18 protein-coding genes and 1 pseudogene are annotated in these 17,718 nt (G+C 70.0%); 11 read left to right on the forward strand and 8 right to left on the reverse strand.

All coding sequences use genetic code 11. From position 1 onward, the window contains the following. The 5 genes and pseudogenes from ACZ7L7_RS35965 to ACZ7L7_RS35985 all read right to left on the reverse strand — a co-directional run. Nucleotides 1-197 (reverse strand): annotated as a pseudogene (locus ACZ7L7_RS35965) (hypothetical protein); the annotation flags it as partial. Beyond that, nucleotides 164-454 (reverse strand): transposase, encoded by a 291-nt coding sequence (locus ACZ7L7_RS35970; protein ID WP_472077942.1) that lies wholly within the window; start codon nt 452-454, stop codon nt 164-166. The pseudogene ACZ7L7_RS35965 and the gene ACZ7L7_RS35970, both read right to left, overlap by 34 nt. A 615-nt stretch (nt 455-1,069) precedes the next feature. Further along, nucleotides 1,070-2,047 carry a sporulation-delaying protein SdpB family protein gene (locus ACZ7L7_RS35975; protein WP_472077943.1) on the reverse strand — a complete coding sequence of 326 codons (978 nt, stop codon included), beginning with the start codon at nt 2,045-2,047 and terminating at the stop codon, nt 1,070-1,072. Then, nucleotides 2,044-2,586, reverse strand: a complete 543-nt coding sequence (locus ACZ7L7_RS35980) for an SdpA family antimicrobial peptide system protein (protein WP_453606079.1) — start codon at nt 2,584-2,586, stop codon at nt 2,044-2,046. The genes ACZ7L7_RS35975 and ACZ7L7_RS35980 overlap by 4 nt, the downstream gene beginning before the upstream one ends. Nucleotides 2,587-2,763: 177 nt before the next feature. Then, a complete protein-coding gene (locus ACZ7L7_RS35985) occupies nt 2,764-3,435 on the reverse strand; it encodes a sporulation delaying protein family toxin (RefSeq protein ID WP_453606077.1) in 672 nt (223 codons plus the stop codon). A gap of 252 nt (nt 3,436-3,687) precedes the next feature. On the opposite strand from ACZ7L7_RS35985, the gene ACZ7L7_RS35990 reads away from it, so the two are divergent. From ACZ7L7_RS35990 to ACZ7L7_RS36025, 8 genes are all read left to right on the forward strand, one after another. Continuing rightward, nucleotides 3,688-4,152: a DUF1648 domain-containing protein gene (locus tag ACZ7L7_RS35990; protein ID WP_285516202.1), complete on the forward strand. Its 465-nt coding sequence runs from the start codon at nt 3,688-3,690 to the stop codon at nt 4,150-4,152. After that, a complete protein-coding gene (locus tag ACZ7L7_RS35995) occupies nt 4,149-4,634 on the forward strand; it encodes a hypothetical protein (RefSeq protein ID WP_285516203.1) in 486 nt (161 codons plus the stop codon). Before ACZ7L7_RS35990 ends, ACZ7L7_RS35995 begins: the two co-directional genes overlap by 4 nt. A 1-nt stretch (nt 4,635) precedes the next feature. Next, nucleotides 4,636-4,995, forward strand: a complete 360-nt coding sequence (locus ACZ7L7_RS36000) for a GntR family transcriptional regulator (RefSeq protein WP_285516204.1) — start codon at nt 4,636-4,638, stop codon at nt 4,993-4,995. Between the two features lie 40 nt (nt 4,996-5,035). Next, nucleotides 5,036-5,203 carry a hypothetical protein gene (locus ACZ7L7_RS36005; protein WP_453606072.1) on the forward strand — a complete coding sequence of 56 codons (168 nt, stop codon included), beginning with the start codon at nt 5,036-5,038 and terminating at the stop codon, nt 5,201-5,203. Next, nucleotides 5,200-5,952, forward strand: coding sequence for a hypothetical protein (locus tag ACZ7L7_RS36010; protein ID WP_472077944.1), 753 nt, complete (start codon nt 5,200-5,202; stop codon nt 5,950-5,952). Before ACZ7L7_RS36005 ends, ACZ7L7_RS36010 begins: the two co-directional genes overlap by 4 nt. Nucleotides 5,953-6,069: 117 nt before the next feature. Beyond that, nucleotides 6,070-7,017, forward strand: a complete 948-nt coding sequence (locus ACZ7L7_RS36015) for a sporulation protein (protein ID WP_285516206.1) — start codon at nt 6,070-6,072, stop codon at nt 7,015-7,017. A gap of 111 nt (nt 7,018-7,128) precedes the next feature. Next, a complete protein-coding gene (locus ACZ7L7_RS36020) occupies nt 7,129-7,584 on the forward strand; it encodes a tellurite resistance TerB family protein (RefSeq protein WP_285516207.1) in 456 nt (151 codons plus the stop codon). Nucleotides 7,585-7,658: 74 nt separating this feature from the next. Then, complete coding sequence (locus ACZ7L7_RS36025; RefSeq protein WP_285516208.1) at nt 7,659-8,018, forward strand: DUF4190 domain-containing protein; 360 nt, start codon at nt 7,659-7,661, stop codon at nt 8,016-8,018. Between the two features lie 51 nt (nt 8,019-8,069). Here ACZ7L7_RS36025 and ACZ7L7_RS36030 read toward each other — a convergent pair whose 3' ends face one another. Continuing rightward, a complete protein-coding gene (locus ACZ7L7_RS36030) occupies nt 8,070-8,996 on the reverse strand; it encodes a M56 family metallopeptidase (protein WP_471593408.1) in 927 nt (308 codons plus the stop codon). Nucleotides 8,997-9,002: 6 nt separating this feature from the next. After that, nucleotides 9,003-9,389 (reverse strand): BlaI/MecI/CopY family transcriptional regulator, encoded by a 387-nt coding sequence (locus tag ACZ7L7_RS36035; protein WP_285516210.1) that lies wholly within the window; start codon nt 9,387-9,389, stop codon nt 9,003-9,005. Between the two features lie 155 nt (nt 9,390-9,544). On the opposite strand from ACZ7L7_RS36035, the gene ACZ7L7_RS36040 reads away from it, so the two are divergent. The 3 genes from ACZ7L7_RS36040 (at nt 9,545) to ACZ7L7_RS36050 (ending at nt 17,403) form a co-directional block, all read left to right on the forward strand. Further along, nucleotides 9,545-15,910 (forward strand): golvesin C-terminal-like domain-containing protein, encoded by a 6,366-nt coding sequence (locus tag ACZ7L7_RS36040; protein WP_472077945.1) that lies wholly within the window; start codon nt 9,545-9,547, stop codon nt 15,908-15,910. 48 nt (nt 15,911-15,958) lie between these two features. Then, a complete protein-coding gene (locus ACZ7L7_RS36045; RefSeq protein WP_285516212.1) occupies nt 15,959-16,264 on the forward strand; it encodes a hypothetical protein in 306 nt (101 codons plus the stop codon). A gap of 74 nt (nt 16,265-16,338) precedes the next feature. After that, nucleotides 16,339-17,403: a YncE family protein gene (locus ACZ7L7_RS36050; protein WP_472077946.1), complete on the forward strand. Its 1,065-nt coding sequence runs from the start codon at nt 16,339-16,341 to the stop codon at nt 17,401-17,403. A gap of 7 nt (nt 17,404-17,410) precedes the next feature. Here ACZ7L7_RS36050 and ACZ7L7_RS36055 read toward each other — a convergent pair whose 3' ends face one another. Further along, complete coding sequence (locus tag ACZ7L7_RS36055; RefSeq protein WP_093723636.1) at nt 17,411-17,707, reverse strand: hypothetical protein; 297 nt, start codon at nt 17,705-17,707, stop codon at nt 17,411-17,413. Between the last annotated feature and the right edge of the window lie 11 nt (nt 17,708-17,718).

Genomic DNA, 17,718 nt, shown 5'->3' on the forward strand with positions numbered 1-17,718 from the left:
AGTTTCAGTTCCTCGCGCCGCTGGGCCGTCGCGGATTCGGGGCGGGATCGCCAGTCGTAGTAGCCGGATCTGGATACGCCGAGCCGGCCGCACATAAACTCGACGCTGTGTGCGTACTCCGCAGTGTCGAGCCGCATCTCATCGATGAACTCGTACTTGCTTGCTACCGGGGTTCCTTCGCGAAGTACGCCGCGCATTTTTTCAGGAAGGAGTTTTCCATCTCCAGCTCACGGTTACGCCGCTCGAGTTCCTTCAAGCGCGACCGCTCGCTCACCGTCAATTCCGCATCGGGAGCCGGTTCCTGCTGCTTCTGGTACTTCTTCACCCAGCCACGTAGCGTCTCCGGGTTCAACTCAAGCTCCCGGGCGACTTCAGAGATCGTCTTGCTCGACCTCAACGCGATCTGGACGGCTTCCTCACGGAACTCCGGCGAGTACTTACTGGGTGGCGCCACTGCTTCCTCGTTTCCCTCTCAGGACGATCCTATTGGATCCCTGTCCGGAAACTTCGGGGCACCCCACCCGGCCGTTTGCGGTAGGCGACACTCTTTTCACTGCTGATCGTGCGGCGACGGTGACAGCCTGGAAACTCCCCGTCGGCCGAAAGCTCCGCTCCTACGACATGCTTCTGAGCGCTGACCGCCAAGGGGCCCCGGCCTGTACCGATGACTGGCTGTACCTGACCGATTCCCAAGGGGATTTGCACGCCCTGCCTACGAAGCTTCGTGCGTGAGCGATGCGTGAGCGGATGGGGTGGCACGAGCTGATACGGCGCGGACCGAACGTCACGTGAGTGTGCTCTGACCTTGATGGCTCCGGACTCCGAAGCGGTACTTGGACGCACCCGCATATCCTGACCAGGACTCTTAATCCATTGGTTGTGGGTTCGAGTCCCACAGGGCCTACCGGTGGCGGTCGGGGATATGGCCTCTGACCTGCTGTGCAGCGCCTGAGTCGGCTTCGGTTGGCTCGGGCGCTGCTTCGTTTTCAAGGCACTGCGTGAGCGCTGCGTGAGTGGATATGCGCGTGGCCTGTGGATCGGGTGCCGCTTGGGCGGTGGTCTCGCGCGGTCATCGGGACGGTTGCGGCTGCTCGACGGGGGGAGCGGAGCGGTCGTGATCCGGTGCCTCGGCTTCCGGCGGGGGCTGTGTATCGACAGCGGCCGTGTTCTCCTCAGCGCGGAGGCTGAGGGACGAGCCAAGTGGCAGGCACAGCACCAGGATTCCGCCGGCCATGGCCAGGGCGAAGCTCCACAGACCCATCATCAGGGCGATGGAGAGGTGGAAGAGGAGGCCGGCGCCCATGGCCCACCAGCGCAACCGCTGCGGGAGCAGCGGGGAGACCACCAGGGAGCCCTCGATCAGCAGGGGGAGCCAGGTCATCAGTGCCACGCCCAGCGCGCTGGTGATGACTGGTTCCACGAGGGTGTCGAGCCATGGTGCGGGGCCGAAGTCCAGGTTGCTGCCCCAGTACCACATGGCGGTGCCATCCTGCCATTCGGCGTGGGGCAGTTTGGCGACGGCGGCCTGGAAATAGACGACGACCATCTGCAGGCGCAGCATGATCAGTCCGCTGGTGCCGATCAGCGCGAGCAGGCGGGTCGTGCGCGTCTTCGGTGTCTGGTCCCGAGGTTGTTCCCAGTGCCAACGGCGTTCGTCCCCGAGTGCCGGCAGGACGAAGAGCACGGAGAGGATCAGGGCGATCTGGTCTCCGCCGTCGACGATGGCGATACCGGAGAAGACGCTGTAGTTGATGTAGGCGTGCGGCAGCGCGGTGATCTGTGGCCGCCAGCCCGATGCGATGACCAACAGGGCGGCGACACACAGCCAGGTGAGCCAGGTGAGATGACTGTAGTTGTCAGGGGAGAGGCAGAAGAGGCTGGCCGCGGTGGTGGAGTTGCAGGACGGGTAGTCACCGATGGTGGCCACCGGCCGGAAGAGGGTCTCGGCACTGGAAGCGGCCAGCGTGCCAGCGGTGCCCAGGGCCACGAGGGTGCGAGCGAGTCCGTAGATGTTGGTCCACGGCAGCGGGATGTGCTGCTGGTTCACGGGCAGCTCACCTCCCACACGGCGACGCGTTCCGGGGTGTGCCGCTCAGGGGAGAGGTGGCGCCAGGCCCAGGGGACCGGCTTCATTTCCACGACGGCGGCGCGTCCGCACAAGCTGGGCGCGGGCGACGGGTTGGTCGTCCTCACGGCCTTGGCCGCCCCGCGTGCCAGGCAGTCCATGACCGAGCCCGTATCGGCGCAGGGGGTCCACCAAACGCTCTCCTGGTGCAGCAGCAGGGCCGTCTCGATGCCCTGGGACCTCGGTGCACGGTCGAGGCCGAATATGTTCGACGGCCTGGAGTGCGGGGTGAGCGCGGCGCTGTGCCATTGGCCGTCGGTCATGCGGTACGGGGCGTACTGGGGGTCCTTCGCGGACTTGGTGAAGAAGGCCCACCCCTGAGGGGTCACGACGGTCGCTGCCTTGCGGGCGGCGTTCTGCCCCGGCAGGGAGATGACGTTGTGCGGCAGGAAGCTCTGGGCCACATACAGCGAAACGACGATCCAGGTCACCGCGACCGCCGTGACCCAGGAGCGGGGCACCGCGGCCGAGTGGCCGGGGCTGGGCGAGCGTAATTGGAGTCTGTCAGCGAGACGCATGGGAAGGGGTGCCCTTGACTGGTCGGCACAGCGCGGGAGCCGCGAGCAGAGGCGGATGACGAGGGGCGGCGGGCCGGCCGCCAGGCGCCTTGGAGTACGGCCCACCGCCCCGAAGCGCGATCAGGCCGCGAGGACCTGCGTCAGCTCGGCGATCTGCTCGTCCCTGGTCAGAGAGCTCTCGCCGTCCTTGGCGGACGAGGACCAGAAGTTGAGCGCGTTCACCACATTGCCGGCGGCCTGGATGTTGACGGCCACCGAGACGTTGACCGCGCCACCCAGGTTCACGGCTACGAGCACGTTGACCGCGAGTACGACGGTGGCGCACCTGCCCGTTCCGGTGCCGGTGTCGCGGGCCTTGGGCTCTGCCGCGGCCGCCAGTGACTTCAAGATGTCGCCGGCCTTGGCAACGCCGCTTTCCACCTTCCGCGGGTCTCCGGAGCGGAGCTTCTGCGAGAAGGTGTGGAAGAACTGCGGGCGTTCCTTCTGGATCTTGTCCAGCAGCGCGGACGTTGCCTGCCGCTGTTCGGCGGTGCTGTTCTTCTTGCGGAGCGCGGCGACATCCACGAACTTGCCTGAGTCGGCCAGGTCCTTCGCCACGGAGCCCTGGGCGAAGGCCAGGCCCTCGAACAGTGCCCGGCCGTCCCGTGTGGCCTCGGCCTTGGACAGGGAGGCCGACGCTAAGGACGAGCCGACGTGGCTTGCTGCGGGTGTGGCGACGGCCTGCTGGGCCACGGCGCCGCCGAGCCCGAGAACAGCGACGGCCGCGATGGCGACGCTTGCGCGTCTGTGCATGAAGAGCTTCCTTGGTTCTTCGTGATGCCCCAGTGGTCACGCAGCGCAACCATGGGGTACGGACGAGTAAAACCTACAAGTGTTCGACCGTGAGGCAACGTCTTTACGGTGCGGCGCCAGGCGATCAAGCCAACTACTTGCAGTTGCGTGTCAGTCGCAGCAGCTCGGGTACGGGCATCACTGAACGGTACAGTTGCTCTACTGCAATACGAACAAGTTTAGTGATGTGAGTCACAGAGGAGGTCGATGCTCATGTCGTCGAACCGTGAAGCACCTGCCGGTCCTGTACGTCGGGTCACGTTGCTGGCCGCGCCCTTCGCGGGCGGGGCATTAGCCACTGGCATAGCGTTCCTGCTGTTCCGGGACTCGTTCCCGGACAGGGTGGCCACGCACTTCACCCTTGACGGCACCGCCGACGGGTACAGTTCTCCTGCCGCCGCAGTTGGCCTGTACATGTTGGTGTTCGCCACCGAGGCCGTCGGCACGATCGCCGCGGGCTTCTCTGCCAGGTCGGCGCTCACCACCACAAGGTCACTGACCATCTTCTCCATCGGCCTGGCCGCGGCGACGGCCTACATCCTCATAGCGGCCATGTGGGCGACCAGCGGCTCCGACGGGCGCACCCCGGAACTGCCTCTGTTCCAACTGCCCGTGGGGGTCGTAGTGGGTGCCGCCGCGGGTGTCGCGGCCTGGCTGATCTCCCGGAGGCGGGCATGAACCAGGACTCCGCTCCGACGGCGGTCACGGTCTGGCATCGTCACCTGGCCAGCGGCTGGATGCTCGCCACCGGCCTCGTCTCAGCTCTCGGCCTCGTCGTCATCGCGGCCGTCGACCGCCCCCACCGGGCCATGGCCCTGTGGCTGCTGATCGTCTCCGCCGCATTCCTCGTCACCGGCGCGATCCGTGTCACGGTCTCCCCCGGTGGCGTCACCGCCGGATCGGCGCTCCTGCCGTTCCTGCGCCGGCGCTTCCCCCTCGACCGCATTGAAGCCGCCTCGGCGGGCTGGACCCGGCCCACCGAGATCGGAGGGTGGGGCTACCGCTGGAACCCGGGCCTGAGCGCCATCTCGCTCCGGGAAGGGGACGCGCTGTGGCTCACCCTCACGAACGGCAACAAGTTCGTGATCACCATCGACGACGCCGAGACCGCCGCGCAGCTCACCAACCAACTCCTCGCGCACGGACGCAAAGGTCGCTGACATGCTGGTCACCATCGACCGCTCCTCGCCCCTGAGTCTCGCGGAGCAGATCGCCGCATCGGTACGCCGCAACATGGCCGACGGCAAACTCCGCAAGGGTGACCGCCTGCCGCCCGCCCGCACCCTGGCGCGCACGCTGGACATCAACATGCACACCGTCCTGCGCGGATACCAACTCCTCAAGGACGAGAGGCTCATCGAACTCCGCCCCGGACGCGGAGCGGTCGTCACCGCCGAGGCTCCCAGCAAGGCCCTGGTCATCGAGGCGTGCCAGCACTTCGTCCAACTCGCCCAGAGGATGGGCATGGCCGGCCCGGACATCGTCCAACTCGTCACAGACCGCCTCCATCCCATCGCATGAGATCAATCCCGTACCTCCGCCCCTCGCTGAACAGCGGAGCGTGGCCGTGGTCCCGGCCTGTCCGGCTCTGCCGCCCTGCCTGCCCTGGCCCGGTCAGAACGTCTGCGCCAGCCTGGAATCGTTCCACCCGAAGAACGCCGGTACCACGGGCTACGCTCGGGTCATGGACAAGGCACTGGCCGACCTGGGGTACAAGGGCAGTCAGTGACAGCTGACCAGACCGGCGGCACGGTGGTCACGGGACGGGCGAACCGCTTCGTGACCACCGGCTGTCTCACCGCCCTGATCGCACTGATCACCGTTCTCGGCGTCGCCGTCGGCTGGTTGTGGTACCGGCACTGGGACGACGGAAAGGTCAACAGCGACCGCAGGGACGAGGCGTACGCCTCGATCCAGCAGCGGGTCCGGGCCGAGACGGACGACACGGCTCGCGCACTCGGCGAGAGCCGTGCCACCGACGCCGACACCCTCACCGGGGTGATCCGGCGGCACAGCCAGGCGCCCCTGATCACCTACGACGCCTCCCGCCGCGAGTTCACCGCCACGGCCGAACACTTCGCCCAGTACGACGAGAAGGCCATCCTGGGCGGCGGGCCCGTCAGGGTGACCCGGTGCTTCGTCGTCACCTACGCACACGGCGAGGGCCGGGCGTGGACGTCGCGTTTCTCCGAGCGGGACGACTCCGTGTGCCTGCCCGGTGCCGAGATCGAAGGGCTGGCCGGGCTCACGCGCAAGCGCATCGCGAACCTGTACCCCGAGGACCTGACCGAGGCCGGAGTGCGGAAGGCCCTGGACCCCACGGGCGATGTCAGGGGCGTGGTGCGCGAGGTGGACACCGTCACGGTCTCCGTCGTGCTCTCCGCCGCGGACGCCACGACCTCCCAGTGCTACCGCTTCACCCGCCCGCTCAACGGTTCCCCGGACTCCACCACGGCGGTGCCGGCGTCTTCGTGTTGACCCGCGGCAGGGCGCCCCGACCCTATGCTTCTACGTGCGTGTAGAGGATGGTCGGGGCGCCCCGGCCGTTCTCGACGGCGCGTCAGACCGTAGACAGGCAAAGGAGTTGACACCGCGATGGTGTTCAAGCGGCTGCTCGGTTCGCTCGGGGTGGGCGGGCCCACGGTGGATACGGTGCTCGATGCCGGGGCGGTCCGGCCGGGGGGTTCGCTCTCGGGGGAGGTCCGTCTCACCGGCGGCAGCGCCGACTTCGAGATCGAGCACATCACCCTGGAGCTCGTCGCCCGGGTCGAGGTCGAGCACGACGGGGGTGAGGGCGAGGGGGTCGTCGCCTTCGAGCGGTTCACCGTCGGCGGGGGGTTCCGGCTCGCGGCGGGGGTCGAGCAGAGCGTTCCCTTCACCGTGACGGTGCCCTGGGAGACCCCGGTCACCGAGCTGTACGGGCAGGCGCTCGGCATCGTCCTCGGGGTGCGGACCGAGCTGGCGGTCGCCGGGGCCAAGGACAAGGGGGACCTCGATCCGCTGGCCGTCGGTCCGCTGCCCGTGCAGGAGGCCGTGCTGGAGGCGTTCGGGCAGCTCGGGTTCGGGTTCAGGTCGGCGGATCTGGAGTACGGGCGGATCGGGGGGACCGGGCAGCGGCTGCCCTTCTACCAGGAGATCGAGCTCACGCCCTCGCCCTCGTACGCGCAGCACTTCAACGAGGTCGAGGTGACCTTCCTCGCCGGTCCGGCCGGGATGGAGGTCGTCCTCGAAGCCGACAAGCGCGGTGGGTTCTTCTCCGAGGGGCAGGACGCGCTGACCCGGTTCACCGTCTCGCACGCCGATGCCGAGGGGCTGGACTGGAACGCGGTCGTCGACGGGTGGCTGCGGCAGCTCGTCGAGCAGCGGGCCTCCCACGGTGCGCACGGGTCGTACGGCGGTCAGCACTCCGGGCCCGGTATCGGTACCGCCGTCGCGGCCGGTGCCGCCGGGCTCGCCGTCGGTGTGGTGGGCGGCATGGTCGCGGCCGAGGTCGTCGACGAGATCGGTGACTTCTTCGAGGGGGACGAGGAGGACGAGGGCTGACCCCGTGAGGCGGGCGGGGGTGGGGGAGCGGTTCCGCGGGAACTTCTTCGCCATCCCCGCAGTTTCTACAGTGTTGTAGAAAATAGCCTTCCCCTAGCGCATGGAGTTCGCATGGCCCTCTGGGACCGCATCAAGGAGTCCGCGTCGACGATGCAGACGCAGCTGACGGCGAAGAAGAACGAGCTCAAGAGCGGTGCCTTCCGCGACGCGAGCATGGCGATGTGCGCCCTGGTCGCCGCCGCCGACGGCACCGTCGACCCCTCCGAGCGGCAGCGCGTGGCCCAGCTCATCGCCACCAACGAGGTGCTGCAGAACTTCGACGCCGACGACCTGCGCCGCCGCTTCGAGGACAACCTGAACAAGCTGACCGCCGACTTCGCCTTCGGCAAGGTCAGCGTCATGCAGGAGATCGCCAAGGCCAGGAAGAAGCCCGCCGAGGCCCGCGCCGTCATCCAGATCGGCATCGTCATCGGCGGCGCCGACGGCGACTTCGACAAGACCGAGCAGGGCGTCGTCCGCGAGGCGTGCTTCGCCCTCGACCTGCCGCCGCACGAGTTCGACCTCTGAGCGGACACCGGCCCCACGGTGATCCCGTAGCATCCGTCGGCGGACATGCCAGGACCGTCAACAGGGGGGACAGCATGAGCAGCCGTGCTCACCCGCAGGCACCGGCCCGTGCGTCGGCCTCGGGGCGCAACCGGGCGGCGAAGGTCAGCGCCTTCTTCGCGCTCGGCGGTACCGCGTTCCTCGGGAACTTCGCCACGGGGATCGCCTGGATCAATCCGGGCATCTTCATCGGCGGTGCGCTGCTGTGCGCGCTGGTCGCCATTCCCACGGGCCACATCGCGCGCTTCAGGGGCCGGCGTCTGGACGGTGACGGGCGCGGACTCGCGCTCGCCGCCGTCCTGACCGGCTGGCTCGTGCTCCTCGTCTGCGTCCTGGCGGTCCTGGCCTTCGTCGGGCTCATCGCGGGACTGGCGGTGCTCACGGACGGCGCCTGACCGGCATCCCGCTGGTCCTCTCGGACACCGCTGTGACCGGCACCCCGCCGGTCACAGCGGCGTCGCCGCGTACAGGATCGTCATCATCGTCACCGCCGAGTTGGCCGACGACATCGCCGACACCGCCGCCCCGGCCGCCGCCGTCCACGCCGCCACTCCCACCGCCGTGAACACCGGCAGCCGGGCCGCCGGAGCGGGCCCCAGCAGGGCCGCCACCCGGCGCGGCACCGGCCCGGGTGCCGCGAGCCCCGCCAGGGTGGGGGCCGGGGTGCCCCGCGAGACCAGGGCCGCCCTGCCGATCGCGCGGGCGACGGTGCGGCGGTCGCCGAGGGTTCGGGCCGCCTCCTCGTCCGCCCAGCGTTCGGTCGTGTAGGAGACGGCCGTACGCAAGGGGCGCAGGAACGGGTTGGCCCGAGCCGCCAGTTGCGTCACCAGGAGGAACCGGTGGTGGCGTTCCGCCAGGTGGGCCCGTTCGTGGGCGAACAGGGCGCGGCGTTCGGCGGGGCGCAGTCCGGCGAGCAGGGCGGTGGTCACCACGATCCGGTCCCGGGGGCGGCCGGGCAGGGCGTAGGCGTACGGCGTCGTGTCGGGGAGTACCGCGACCTCGGTCGGCGGGAGGGCGGCGAGGGCCCGGTGGGCACGCCGGCGTGCCCGCCCGTGCCGCCACAGGGTGCGCCCGCACGCCACGGCCACCGCCAGCAGCGCGGGGATCGCCACCCGGCCCGCGACCCCGTCGTACGGCACCGCCGCGCGCACCTCGGGGTCGGACCAGCCGTCCGGGAGCGGGTTGCCGGGCAGTTGGGCGGTGCCGACGACCATCAGCAGGGCGAGGCAGACCGTGCTGCACACGGCCATCACCCCGGCCACGCCGGTCAGCAGGCGGGTGGCGACGCGCGGATGCAGACGCTGCTCGGCCAGCCGGGCGACCGGCCACGCCGTGAGCGGCAGGACCAGCGGAAGAAAGACGAACAGCCCCATGAGGAGTCAGCCTTCCCCGTCGTCCTCCGCCTTTTCCAGCAGCCCCCGCAGCAGCCGCTCGTCGTCGGGTTCGAGGGAGGTGACGAAGCTGGCGAGCACCGCCTCCCGGTCGCGTTCGCCGTCCAGGAGCCTGCGCATCCGGTGCGCGGCGAGCCCTGCCTGGTCCGAGACCGGGGTCCACAGGAAGGAGCGTCCGGCGCGTTCCCGGGTCACCGCGTTCTTGGCCAGCAGCCGCGTCAGGATCGTGATCACCGTCGTATAGGCGAGGTCGCCGCCGAGCCGTTCCTGCACCCAGCCCGCCGTGGCCGGGCCGTCCGCCTCGCGCAGCGCCGACAGCACCTGCGCCTCCAGCTCGCCCTGCCCCCGCCGCCGGGGGCGCCGGTGATCCGTCATGCCCTGTCTCCCTTCCGCTGCCCCGCACTTCACGGCCGGTCCATCGTAGGGACACCGCGCGCCTGCCGGTTCCGGCCCGCATTTCGTCCGGATGGCGCACACGCACTCCGAATGTCACGCTATGTAATTGTTGATCATCGGAATGTAATGGGCCCATGCTCAGCAGCCGGTCCCGGTCCCCGCTTGTCCTCCTGCTCACTTGCTGCGTCCTGACCACCCTGTTGGGCGCGCACGCCCCGGCCGGGCAGGCGACCCGCGCGGCCGTGCCCGCGCCCACCTGGCGTGGGGAGCCCGGACGGCATCCGGGGCGGCTGCTGCCGTCCGAGAACCCGCTGCCCCACCGGCCGCGCCCGGCCTCCGGGGAGCGCGCGGGAGGCCAGGCGTCGGGGGAGCAACCGCCGCGCGGGGCCACGTACTTCGCGCCCGCCGCACCGCGGCGCCTCGCGCCCGGCGGCCGGACCCGCGTGAGCATCACCGTGACCGACACCGCCCAACAGGCCTGGCCCGCCCAGGACATCGCCCTCGGCGTGCGCTGGTACCGGGCCGACGGGACCGAGTACCCGTACGGCAAGGGCGAGCGGCCCGTCGACCATCTCACCGCGCTGCCCCGGGACTTGTCGCCCGGCGAGTCCGCCGAGCTGCGGGCCGTCGTACGCGCCCCGGACCTGCCGGGCACCCGCGGCTCCCTCTTCCTCTCCTGGGACCTGTACGACCGTGCCGCGCGTCGCTGGCTGTCGGAGGCCGAGCCGCCCGCCGGACCCGTGCCGCAGGCGCGGGAGCGGGTCGTGGTGGAGCGGTCCGCCTCCGACCGGCTGGGGCTGGAGCGGTTCTACCAGTACACACGCGCCGAAGCCGGTGCGGGAGCCGCGGTCGCCGTCAACGCGGCCAACGGGAACGCGGCGACGAGCTGGAACCTCTTCGCCCACCCCGGCCTCGGCCCCGCCGCCTTCCTGCGCCTGACCCACAACACTCAGGACGCCTCCGACACGGTCGCCGGACCCGGCTGGTCGGTGTCGGCGTCCACGCTCACCCGGCTCGGCTCGCCCCTGCACTTCGAGACCGGCCAGTACATCGGGAACGGCTTCCCGGACTCGGTGCGCCTGGTCGACGGCGACGGCACAAGCCACACCTTCCGCCTCGACCGGCACGGCAGCGACAACCCACGGAACTGGGACTACGCCCACCCGGCCGGCGTCCACTTCCACCTTGAGCGCGCGGGCGGCTCCCCCGACCGGCGCTGGGTGTTCACCCGGCCCGACCGCACCCAGTTCCACTTCTCGGACGGGGGCCGCCCGACCGCCGTCGTCGACCGCAACGGCAACACGCTCCGATTCCACTACGAACAGGCCGACTTGGCGGCCGAGCCGCAGCTGCGCCGGCTGACCGACGCCTCCGGACGCCGGGTGATGACCCTGGCGTACGGCGAGAGCGGCAGGCTGGCCTCGGTCACCGATGTGCACGGGCGGCGCGTGGAGTTCTCGTACGGCGAGGGCGGACTGCTCAGCGAGGTGACCGACGCGGCCGGGTCGCCCGTGGCCCGGTCCATGGGGTTCCGCTACGACGGCTCCGGCCGGCTGACCTCGATCACCGACCCCAACGGCGGCCGGACCGGGCTCGGTTACCAGTCCGGGAACGCCTCCCACGGCCGGGTCGCCACCCTCACCGACCGCATGGGCGGCACCACCCGCATCGACCGCAACGAACGCGGACGCCTGACGACGGTCACCGACGCGGGCGGCGAGCGCACCGCCTTCCGGCTCGACGCCTTCGGCCGGGCCGTCGTCTCCACCAACGCCAAGGGCGAGCGGACCAGGCTCGCCTGGGACGCCGACAACAACGTCCGCCGACTGGAAGAACCCGGCGGCGCGGTGACGACCTGGCGCTACGACCCGCGCACCGGCTACCCCCTGGAGATCACCGGCCCCGAGGAGAACGCCAAGGACCCCGAGGACCGCGCCTCCACCGGCCTGACCTACCGCACCTTCCTGCGCGGGCACGTCGCCGACCTGGTGGAGAAGGTCTCCCCCGAGGGCCGCCGCTGGACCTTCGGCGTCGACGGCTACGGCAACGTCGTCTCGGTCACCGACCCCCGCGGCAACACCGGCGACTCCGCGCCGAGGTCGCAGGGGCCGCGCACGGCGCCGTACACCTCGTACAGCGTCTACGACGAGCGCGGGCGGCTGCTGGAGAGCACCGATCCGCGCGGGCACAGCACCCGGTTCGCGGAGTACGGGCCCACCGGTCAACCCGGGCGGGTGATCGACGCGTTGGGTCACGCGACGCGGTACCGGTACGACGCGGTCGGCGCGGTCACGGCGGTCATCGACGCCAAGGGCCGCACGAGCAGCTACGAGTACGACCTGCTCGGCCGCCCGCTCGGCGCGGTACTGCCGCGCGACCTGGCCGCCGAGGACCCCGAGGACCGCTGGATCCGCGTCCCCGCGCCCGCCTACGACGGCAACGACAACGTGGTGCGCGCCACCGACCCCAACGGCGCCGTCACCAGGGCCGCGTACAACGCCGCCGACCGGCCGGTCGCCGTCGTCGACCCGCCCAACAGCGACGACGGCGGCCCCGAGCGCACCACCCGCTACAGCTACGACAAGGTCGGCAATCGCATCGCCGAGACGACCCCGCGCGGCCACCGCACGGTCTTCGCCTACGACGAACTGCACCGCCTGATCGAGACGACCGACCCCCTCAGGGGCCGCACCACCTACGTCTACGACCGCGCCGGCGACGTCCTCTCGGTCACCCGCCCGCGCTCCAACGACCGCCGCGCCCGCTTCCCCGACCAGCGCTTCACCTACGACCTCGCGCACCGCATCACGGCCGTCACCGACGCCGAGGGCAACACCGTCCGCAACGGCTACGACCGCGACGGCAACCTCGTCTCGGTCACCGACCAGTGCGGCGCCACCACCGAGACCACCCTCGACGCGGCCGGGGCCCCGGTCCAGATCCGCGCCCCGCACAAGCTCGGCGACGAACGCCGCTTCGAGTGCTCCTGCCCGCCGGGCAAGAAGTGCGAGCTGCCCGAGGAGCGGATCGAGTACCGGATCACTCGCTACGAGTACGACGAGGCCGGCAACCGCACGAAGATCTTCACGCCGCGCTCGGTCGCCGAGAACAAGAAGACCCTGGCGCAGGAGACCGTCTACGACCCGCTGAACCGGGTCGCCGAGCAGGTCCTGCCCTACGACCCGGACGACCCCGGTGTCCCGAAGCCGCACCGCGTCCGGCAGGTGTACGACGAGGTCGGCGACCTCATGGAGGTGCACAACCCGCCCTCCGGCACGTCCGACCGCCCGAGCGTCACCCGCTACACCTACTTCGACGACGGCCTGCTCCGGCGCAGCACCGACCCCTGGCAGATCCGCACCGACTACGCCTACGACAAGGTCGGCAACCAGCTCTCCCGCACGCTGACCGGGGACGGCGGCGGCACCCGGCGGACCATGAGCTGGCGGTACCACCCGGACGGCAGCCTCGCCGAGCACCGCGACACCGGCACGCCCGCCGGGCGGGAGACGGTGCTGCTCGACAACTCCGACGCCGGGCGCACGGAGGCGGCCGGACGGTGGGCCGAGGAGCCGTCCGGCTCGGACGGCTTCGGGCTCGACTTCCGCACCCACCCCGCCGAGGACCGCTCCGCTTCCTTCACCTGGAAGCTGGCCGCGCCGAGCGACGGCACGTACCGGGTGCTGGCGCGCTGGCCGCGGCACGAGAAGGGCGGGCGCGCGGAGTTCGCGGTGCCGCACGAGGGCGGGCGGGCCGTCGTGCCGGTGGACCAGGGCGAGGGGTCCGGGGAGTGGCGGGAGCTGGGGCGGTTCCGCTTCGAGGCCGGGAAGGAGTACGGGGTCACGGTGTCCGGCGCGGAGGAAGCGCCCGGGAAACTGGTGCTCGCCGACGCGGTGGAACTGGTCAAGGTGGAGGAGACCCGCGAGGAGCGCGAGGACGCCCGCGAGTACCACTACACCTACGACCCCGACGGCCTGGTCACACGCATCACGGAGGGTGCGCTGTCCTCGCCGTCCCGCACCTGGGAGGTCGGCAACGACCCGCTGGGCCGCCCGTCGGCCGTGGAGGAACGGGACGGCGGGGGCGGCCCCCCGCGCAGGGCGACCTTCGCCTACGACCCGGACGGCAACCTCCTCGAACACCGGGTCACGGCGGAGGGCCGGGACCCGGAGACCTCCCGGTACACCTACAACACGCTCGGGCTGGTCGAGGAGGCGCTGACCGAGGGCCCGTCGACGGACGGGGACGCGAAGAGGACCACCTTCACCTGGTGGCCGACGGGCCGGCTCAAGCGCCAGACCAAGGACAACGGCAACACCGTCGACCACTGGCACTACCTCGACGGCACGCTGGCCGTGCAGGAGGAGAAGAAGGAGGGCGGCGGGGAGCTGGTCTCCCGCCACGAGATCGACTACGACCCCGACGGCAACCGCACCCGGGACGCCTCGGTGAAGATGGACGCCGACGACCACGGGGACACCCTCGACACGGTGGCGACGTACCGCTACGACGCCCGTAACCGGAGCATCGAGGTCAAGAAGGCGGGCGAGGGCACCGACCGCACGGAGACGTACCAGTACGACCCGAACAACAACGTCGTCCGGCAGCGGATCGGGGAGACGGAGACGACGTTCGACTACGACCGGGACCGGTTGCTGTCGTCGACGACCGCGGGCACGAAGTCGTCGTACCTGTACGACGTCTACGGCCGCCTGTCCCAGGTGACGGCCGGGGGCAGGCCCGCGCAGAAGAACGTCTACGACGGCTTCGACCGCCTGATCGAGACGCGCTCGGGGAGCGGGCGGGCGCAGGTGGTGGCGGAGCATTCGTACGACGCGTTCGACCGCCGGACCAGCACGAGCGTGTCGGGCGGCGGTGAGCGCCGTACGACCGACTTCCACTACCTGGGCCTGGGCGGACAGCTCCTCTCCGAGGAGGAGGACGGCAAGCTGAGCCGGACGTACCAGTACGGTCCGGCGGGGGAGCGCCTCTCCCAGGTCACCTTCGACACGGAGGGCGCGAAGGATCCCGAGACGGTGTTCTTCGGGTACGGGCCCCACAACGACGTCGAGCACATCACGGACGACAAGGGCGACACGAAGGCGACGTATGGCTACACGGCGTACGGGCAGGCGGACAAGGCGGCCTTCACGGGCGTGGACAAGCCGTCGGCGTTGGACCCGACGTCGGAGCCGTTCAACTTCTACCGCTTCAACTCGCGTCGCTGGGACGGTGGTTCCGGCACGTACGACATGGGCTTCCGGGACTACAACCCGGGACTGAACCAGTTCCTGTCCCGCGACATGTACAACGGCGCCCTGGCCGACCTCGACCTGGCGACCGACCCCTGGACCCAGAACCGCTACGGCTTCGCGGGCGGCAACCCGATCAGCAACGTGGAGCTGGACGGCCACCTGTTCGGAATGTCGTGGAGCGAGCTGGCGCACTCCGTGCTGGACGTGGCGGGCATGATCCCGGGCGTCGGCGAGATCGCGGACGTCGCGAACGGCCTGCTGTACCTGGCGGAGGGCAACTACGTCGAGGCGGGACTGTCCCTGGCCTCGGCGATCCCGGTCGCGGGCAACGCGATCGGCGCGGCCCGCCTGGCCCGCAAGGCGGGCAAGCAGATGGACGAGGCGCTCGACGGGGGCGCCGCGCTGAACAAGGCGGAACGGACGGAGTCGGCGGTGCCGGACGCACCGACGCCGCCGAAGGAGAAGGTCCCCGAACCGGCTCCCCAGCCCAAGGGCTGCCGCGGGGGCTCCAGCTTCGTGCCGGGCACACGGGTCCTGATGGCGGACGGCACGACAAAGCCGATCGAGAAGATCCACAAGGGCGACCGGGTCCTGGCGGCGAACCCGGACGACGAGAAGCCGGTATCTCGCGAGGTCACGCGCCCGATCACCTCCAAGGGCGACAAGACCCTGGTCCGCGTCACGATCACCGACAAGGACAACCGCAAGTCCTCCCTCACCGCCACGGACAACCACCCGTTCTGGGTCCGCAACACGGGCAAGTGGACAAAGGCGACGGACCTGAGGCCGGGCCAGTGGCTACGCACGTCGGCGGGCACGTACGTGCAGGTCGAGACGGTCGAGAAGAGCACCCGGAAGACGAGGGTGCACAACCTGAGCGTCGCGGATCTGCGGACGTATTTTGTGCTGGCGGGGGCGACTCCGGTCCTTGTCCATAATGCGACGCCGTGCGAAATCGGTGCAGATGGCTGGCCGGTCCCGACCATGGACAACTGCTTCGAGTGCGCGAAGAAGATCAAGGATCTCATCGGCGGCGAGATCTACCACATGCGGGATTCTCTCGGGGCCAGGCTCGGGCCTTCTAAGCGTGACCCCCACGGTTCATGGCACGAGCACTTCGTGGTGGTGAAGGACGGTAAAGCGTTCGATGGGTTCACCGGGCCAAAAGGCATGGAACTGGACGCCTATCGTCGCCAGTGGGAATACTGGGAGTACATCCGGCTGGATAAGGCCGACCTGGGGTAGGGAATGGAACTTCGAGATCTCTGCTTTCACTTGAGGAATCGACGACGGATGTATCTCTTGGACGATCGGTTCTCGACCGCCGTTGCATTCGTTGAGGGCTTTGATGCTGCTCGTGACGGTGATCCCTTGAATGGCTTCCAGAAGTGGGTCTGCAAGCGGATTCTCGGCGGGAACTCGCCCCGCCACTGGGCATATGTCCTGGCTTCGAGCCAAGTGCCGGGCATGGGGGACGGCCAGGCTTCCATCGACCGGATTCCCCGCGAGTCGGAGGCTGGGTTGATTGAGGCCATGCTTGATCTGCTTGAGGAGTTCGCGGACCTGCCTGCTGGCGGAGACGTCATCTCCCCGGAGTAACCCAAGCCGCCGACGTCACCGACCTGTGCTCTCGTTCAAGTATGGCCAGGAGACGTGTCGCTGCCTTTGTCAGCGTGTTCAGTTGTGCCGCCCTGTTCGTGGGCGGGCTCGCGGGAGTCGCCGTAGGAAAAGGCCACGACGGCCTCCCCCTCCCCGGATACGGCGCCGCAGTCGTCGACGCCGCGCACCGGCAGGTGTTCGTCAGTGGAGGTTCCGGAGGACAGGGCATCGCCGTTGCCGAGCTGTCGCACCGGGAGCGGGCCGGCAACCGGCACCGTCTGATCGAGGGCCAGCCCGGTGCTCACGGCATGGTGCTCAGTGAGGACGGCCGTACCCTCTTCGTCGCTCTCTCCGCCGCAGACGCCGTCTCCGCCATCGACACCGCGACGCTCAAGGAGACCGCCCGTTACTCCGTCGCCGGAGGGAAAGAGCACGTCTGTCCGACGCACATCGCCCGGACCGGCACCCTCCTCTGGATCGGCTACGGGTGCGAGGCCTGGGAAGGCGGTATCGCTCGGGTCGACACCGCCGCCGGGAAGCCGGAGCTGGAGCTCGATCAGCAGGGCGGCACCGTCCGGTTCGAGCGGGCGCCCGCTCTCGCCGCGAGCGGTACCACCCTCGTCGCGAGTCAGCCGCATCTCAGCCCGGCCCGGCTCCTCGCCTACACCGTAGGAACGGACAAGACGCTGACCCTCGCCAAGGACGAGCGCCGCGGCGGCAGCAACCTCAATGACCTCGCGCTCACCCCGGACGGCACGCGACTGCTTACCGCGGCCGGTTCGGAGGACCGCGTCCTGGGGTTCACCACCCCCGCGCTCGGGGACAACGGCGCCTGGTACACCCGGCACAGCCCCGTAGCCGTGGCCCCGTCCCCGGACGGGATGCTCGTCGCCGTCGGCGTACGCACAGGTGGGCACAAGGGGAAGGAAGTCAGTGTCTATCAACTCAGCGGTGGTGAGCCGAAGTGGGCCGCGGGGCTGCCCTCGCACGAGCGGCTGCTGGACCGCGGGCTCGTCTGGCTGCCCGACCAGAGCGCCCTGGTCGCTGTCACCGTGCGCGACGACGACCCCGCCCCCCGGCTCCGTTTCCTGAAGCCGGGGCACGACGGGGGACCGGAGTGGCCGATCCCCGTCAGTTGAGTCCGCGTCAGGGCGCCGACTGCTCCAGCTCGTCCAGGCTCTCCTGGAGGTCGCCGAGGGAGTCCTCGATCTCCTTGCTGGCGACCTCGCGGGCGATCTTGTCCAGCTCCTTCTCGCTGAGCCCGTCACAGGCGCTGGGCCGGTCCTCGCCCATTTCCTTGCCGCTCTTCACGGCCTCGCTGACCTGCTCGGCCACCGCGGCCTTGCAGGCGGCCGGGTCGGCCTTGTCGTCGCTGCCGCACGCGGTGAGGCCCAGGGTTCCGACGGCGAGCAGGGCGGCGACGACGGCGGTACGGGTCTTCAAGATGTCCCCCA

It is taken from the genome of Streptomyces sp. NPDC110618, assembly GCF_055657065.1.

What these genes read in the sequence shown, in the direction of transcription:
- ACZ7L7_RS36045 (WP_285516212.1), top strand. Translation starts at nt 15,959, where the DNA reads ATGTATCTCTTGGACGATCGGTTCTCGACCGCCGTTGCATTCGTTGAG.
- ACZ7L7_RS36000 (WP_285516204.1), top strand. Translation starts at nt 4,636, where the DNA reads ATGCTGGTCACCATCGACCGCTCCTCGCCCCTGAGTCTCGCGGAGCAG.
- ACZ7L7_RS35995 (WP_285516203.1), top strand. Translation starts at nt 4,149, where the DNA reads ATGAACCAGGACTCCGCTCCGACGGCGGTCACGGTCTGGCATCGTCAC.
- ACZ7L7_RS36025 (WP_285516208.1), top strand. Translation starts at nt 7,659, where the DNA reads ATGAGCAGCCGTGCTCACCCGCAGGCACCGGCCCGTGCGTCGGCCTCG.
- ACZ7L7_RS36035 (WP_285516210.1), bottom strand. Translation starts at nt 9,389, where the DNA reads ATGACGGATCACCGGCGCCCCCGGCGGCGGGGGCAGGGCGAGCTGGAG.
- ACZ7L7_RS36015 (WP_285516206.1), top strand. Translation starts at nt 6,070, where the DNA reads ATGGTGTTCAAGCGGCTGCTCGGTTCGCTCGGGGTGGGCGGGCCCACG.
- ACZ7L7_RS36020 (WP_285516207.1), top strand. Translation starts at nt 7,129, where the DNA reads ATGGCCCTCTGGGACCGCATCAAGGAGTCCGCGTCGACGATGCAGACG.
- ACZ7L7_RS35990 (WP_285516202.1), top strand. Translation starts at nt 3,688, where the DNA reads ATGTCGTCGAACCGTGAAGCACCTGCCGGTCCTGTACGTCGGGTCACG.
- ACZ7L7_RS36030 (WP_471593408.1), bottom strand. Translation starts at nt 8,996, where the DNA reads ATGGGGCTGTTCGTCTTTCTTCCGCTGGTCCTGCCGCTCACGGCGTGG.
- ACZ7L7_RS35985 (WP_453606077.1), bottom strand. Translation starts at nt 3,435, where the DNA reads ATGCACAGACGCGCAAGCGTCGCCATCGCGGCCGTCGCTGTTCTCGGG.
- ACZ7L7_RS36040 (WP_472077945.1), top strand. Translation starts at nt 9,545, where the DNA reads ATGCTCAGCAGCCGGTCCCGGTCCCCGCTTGTCCTCCTGCTCACTTGC.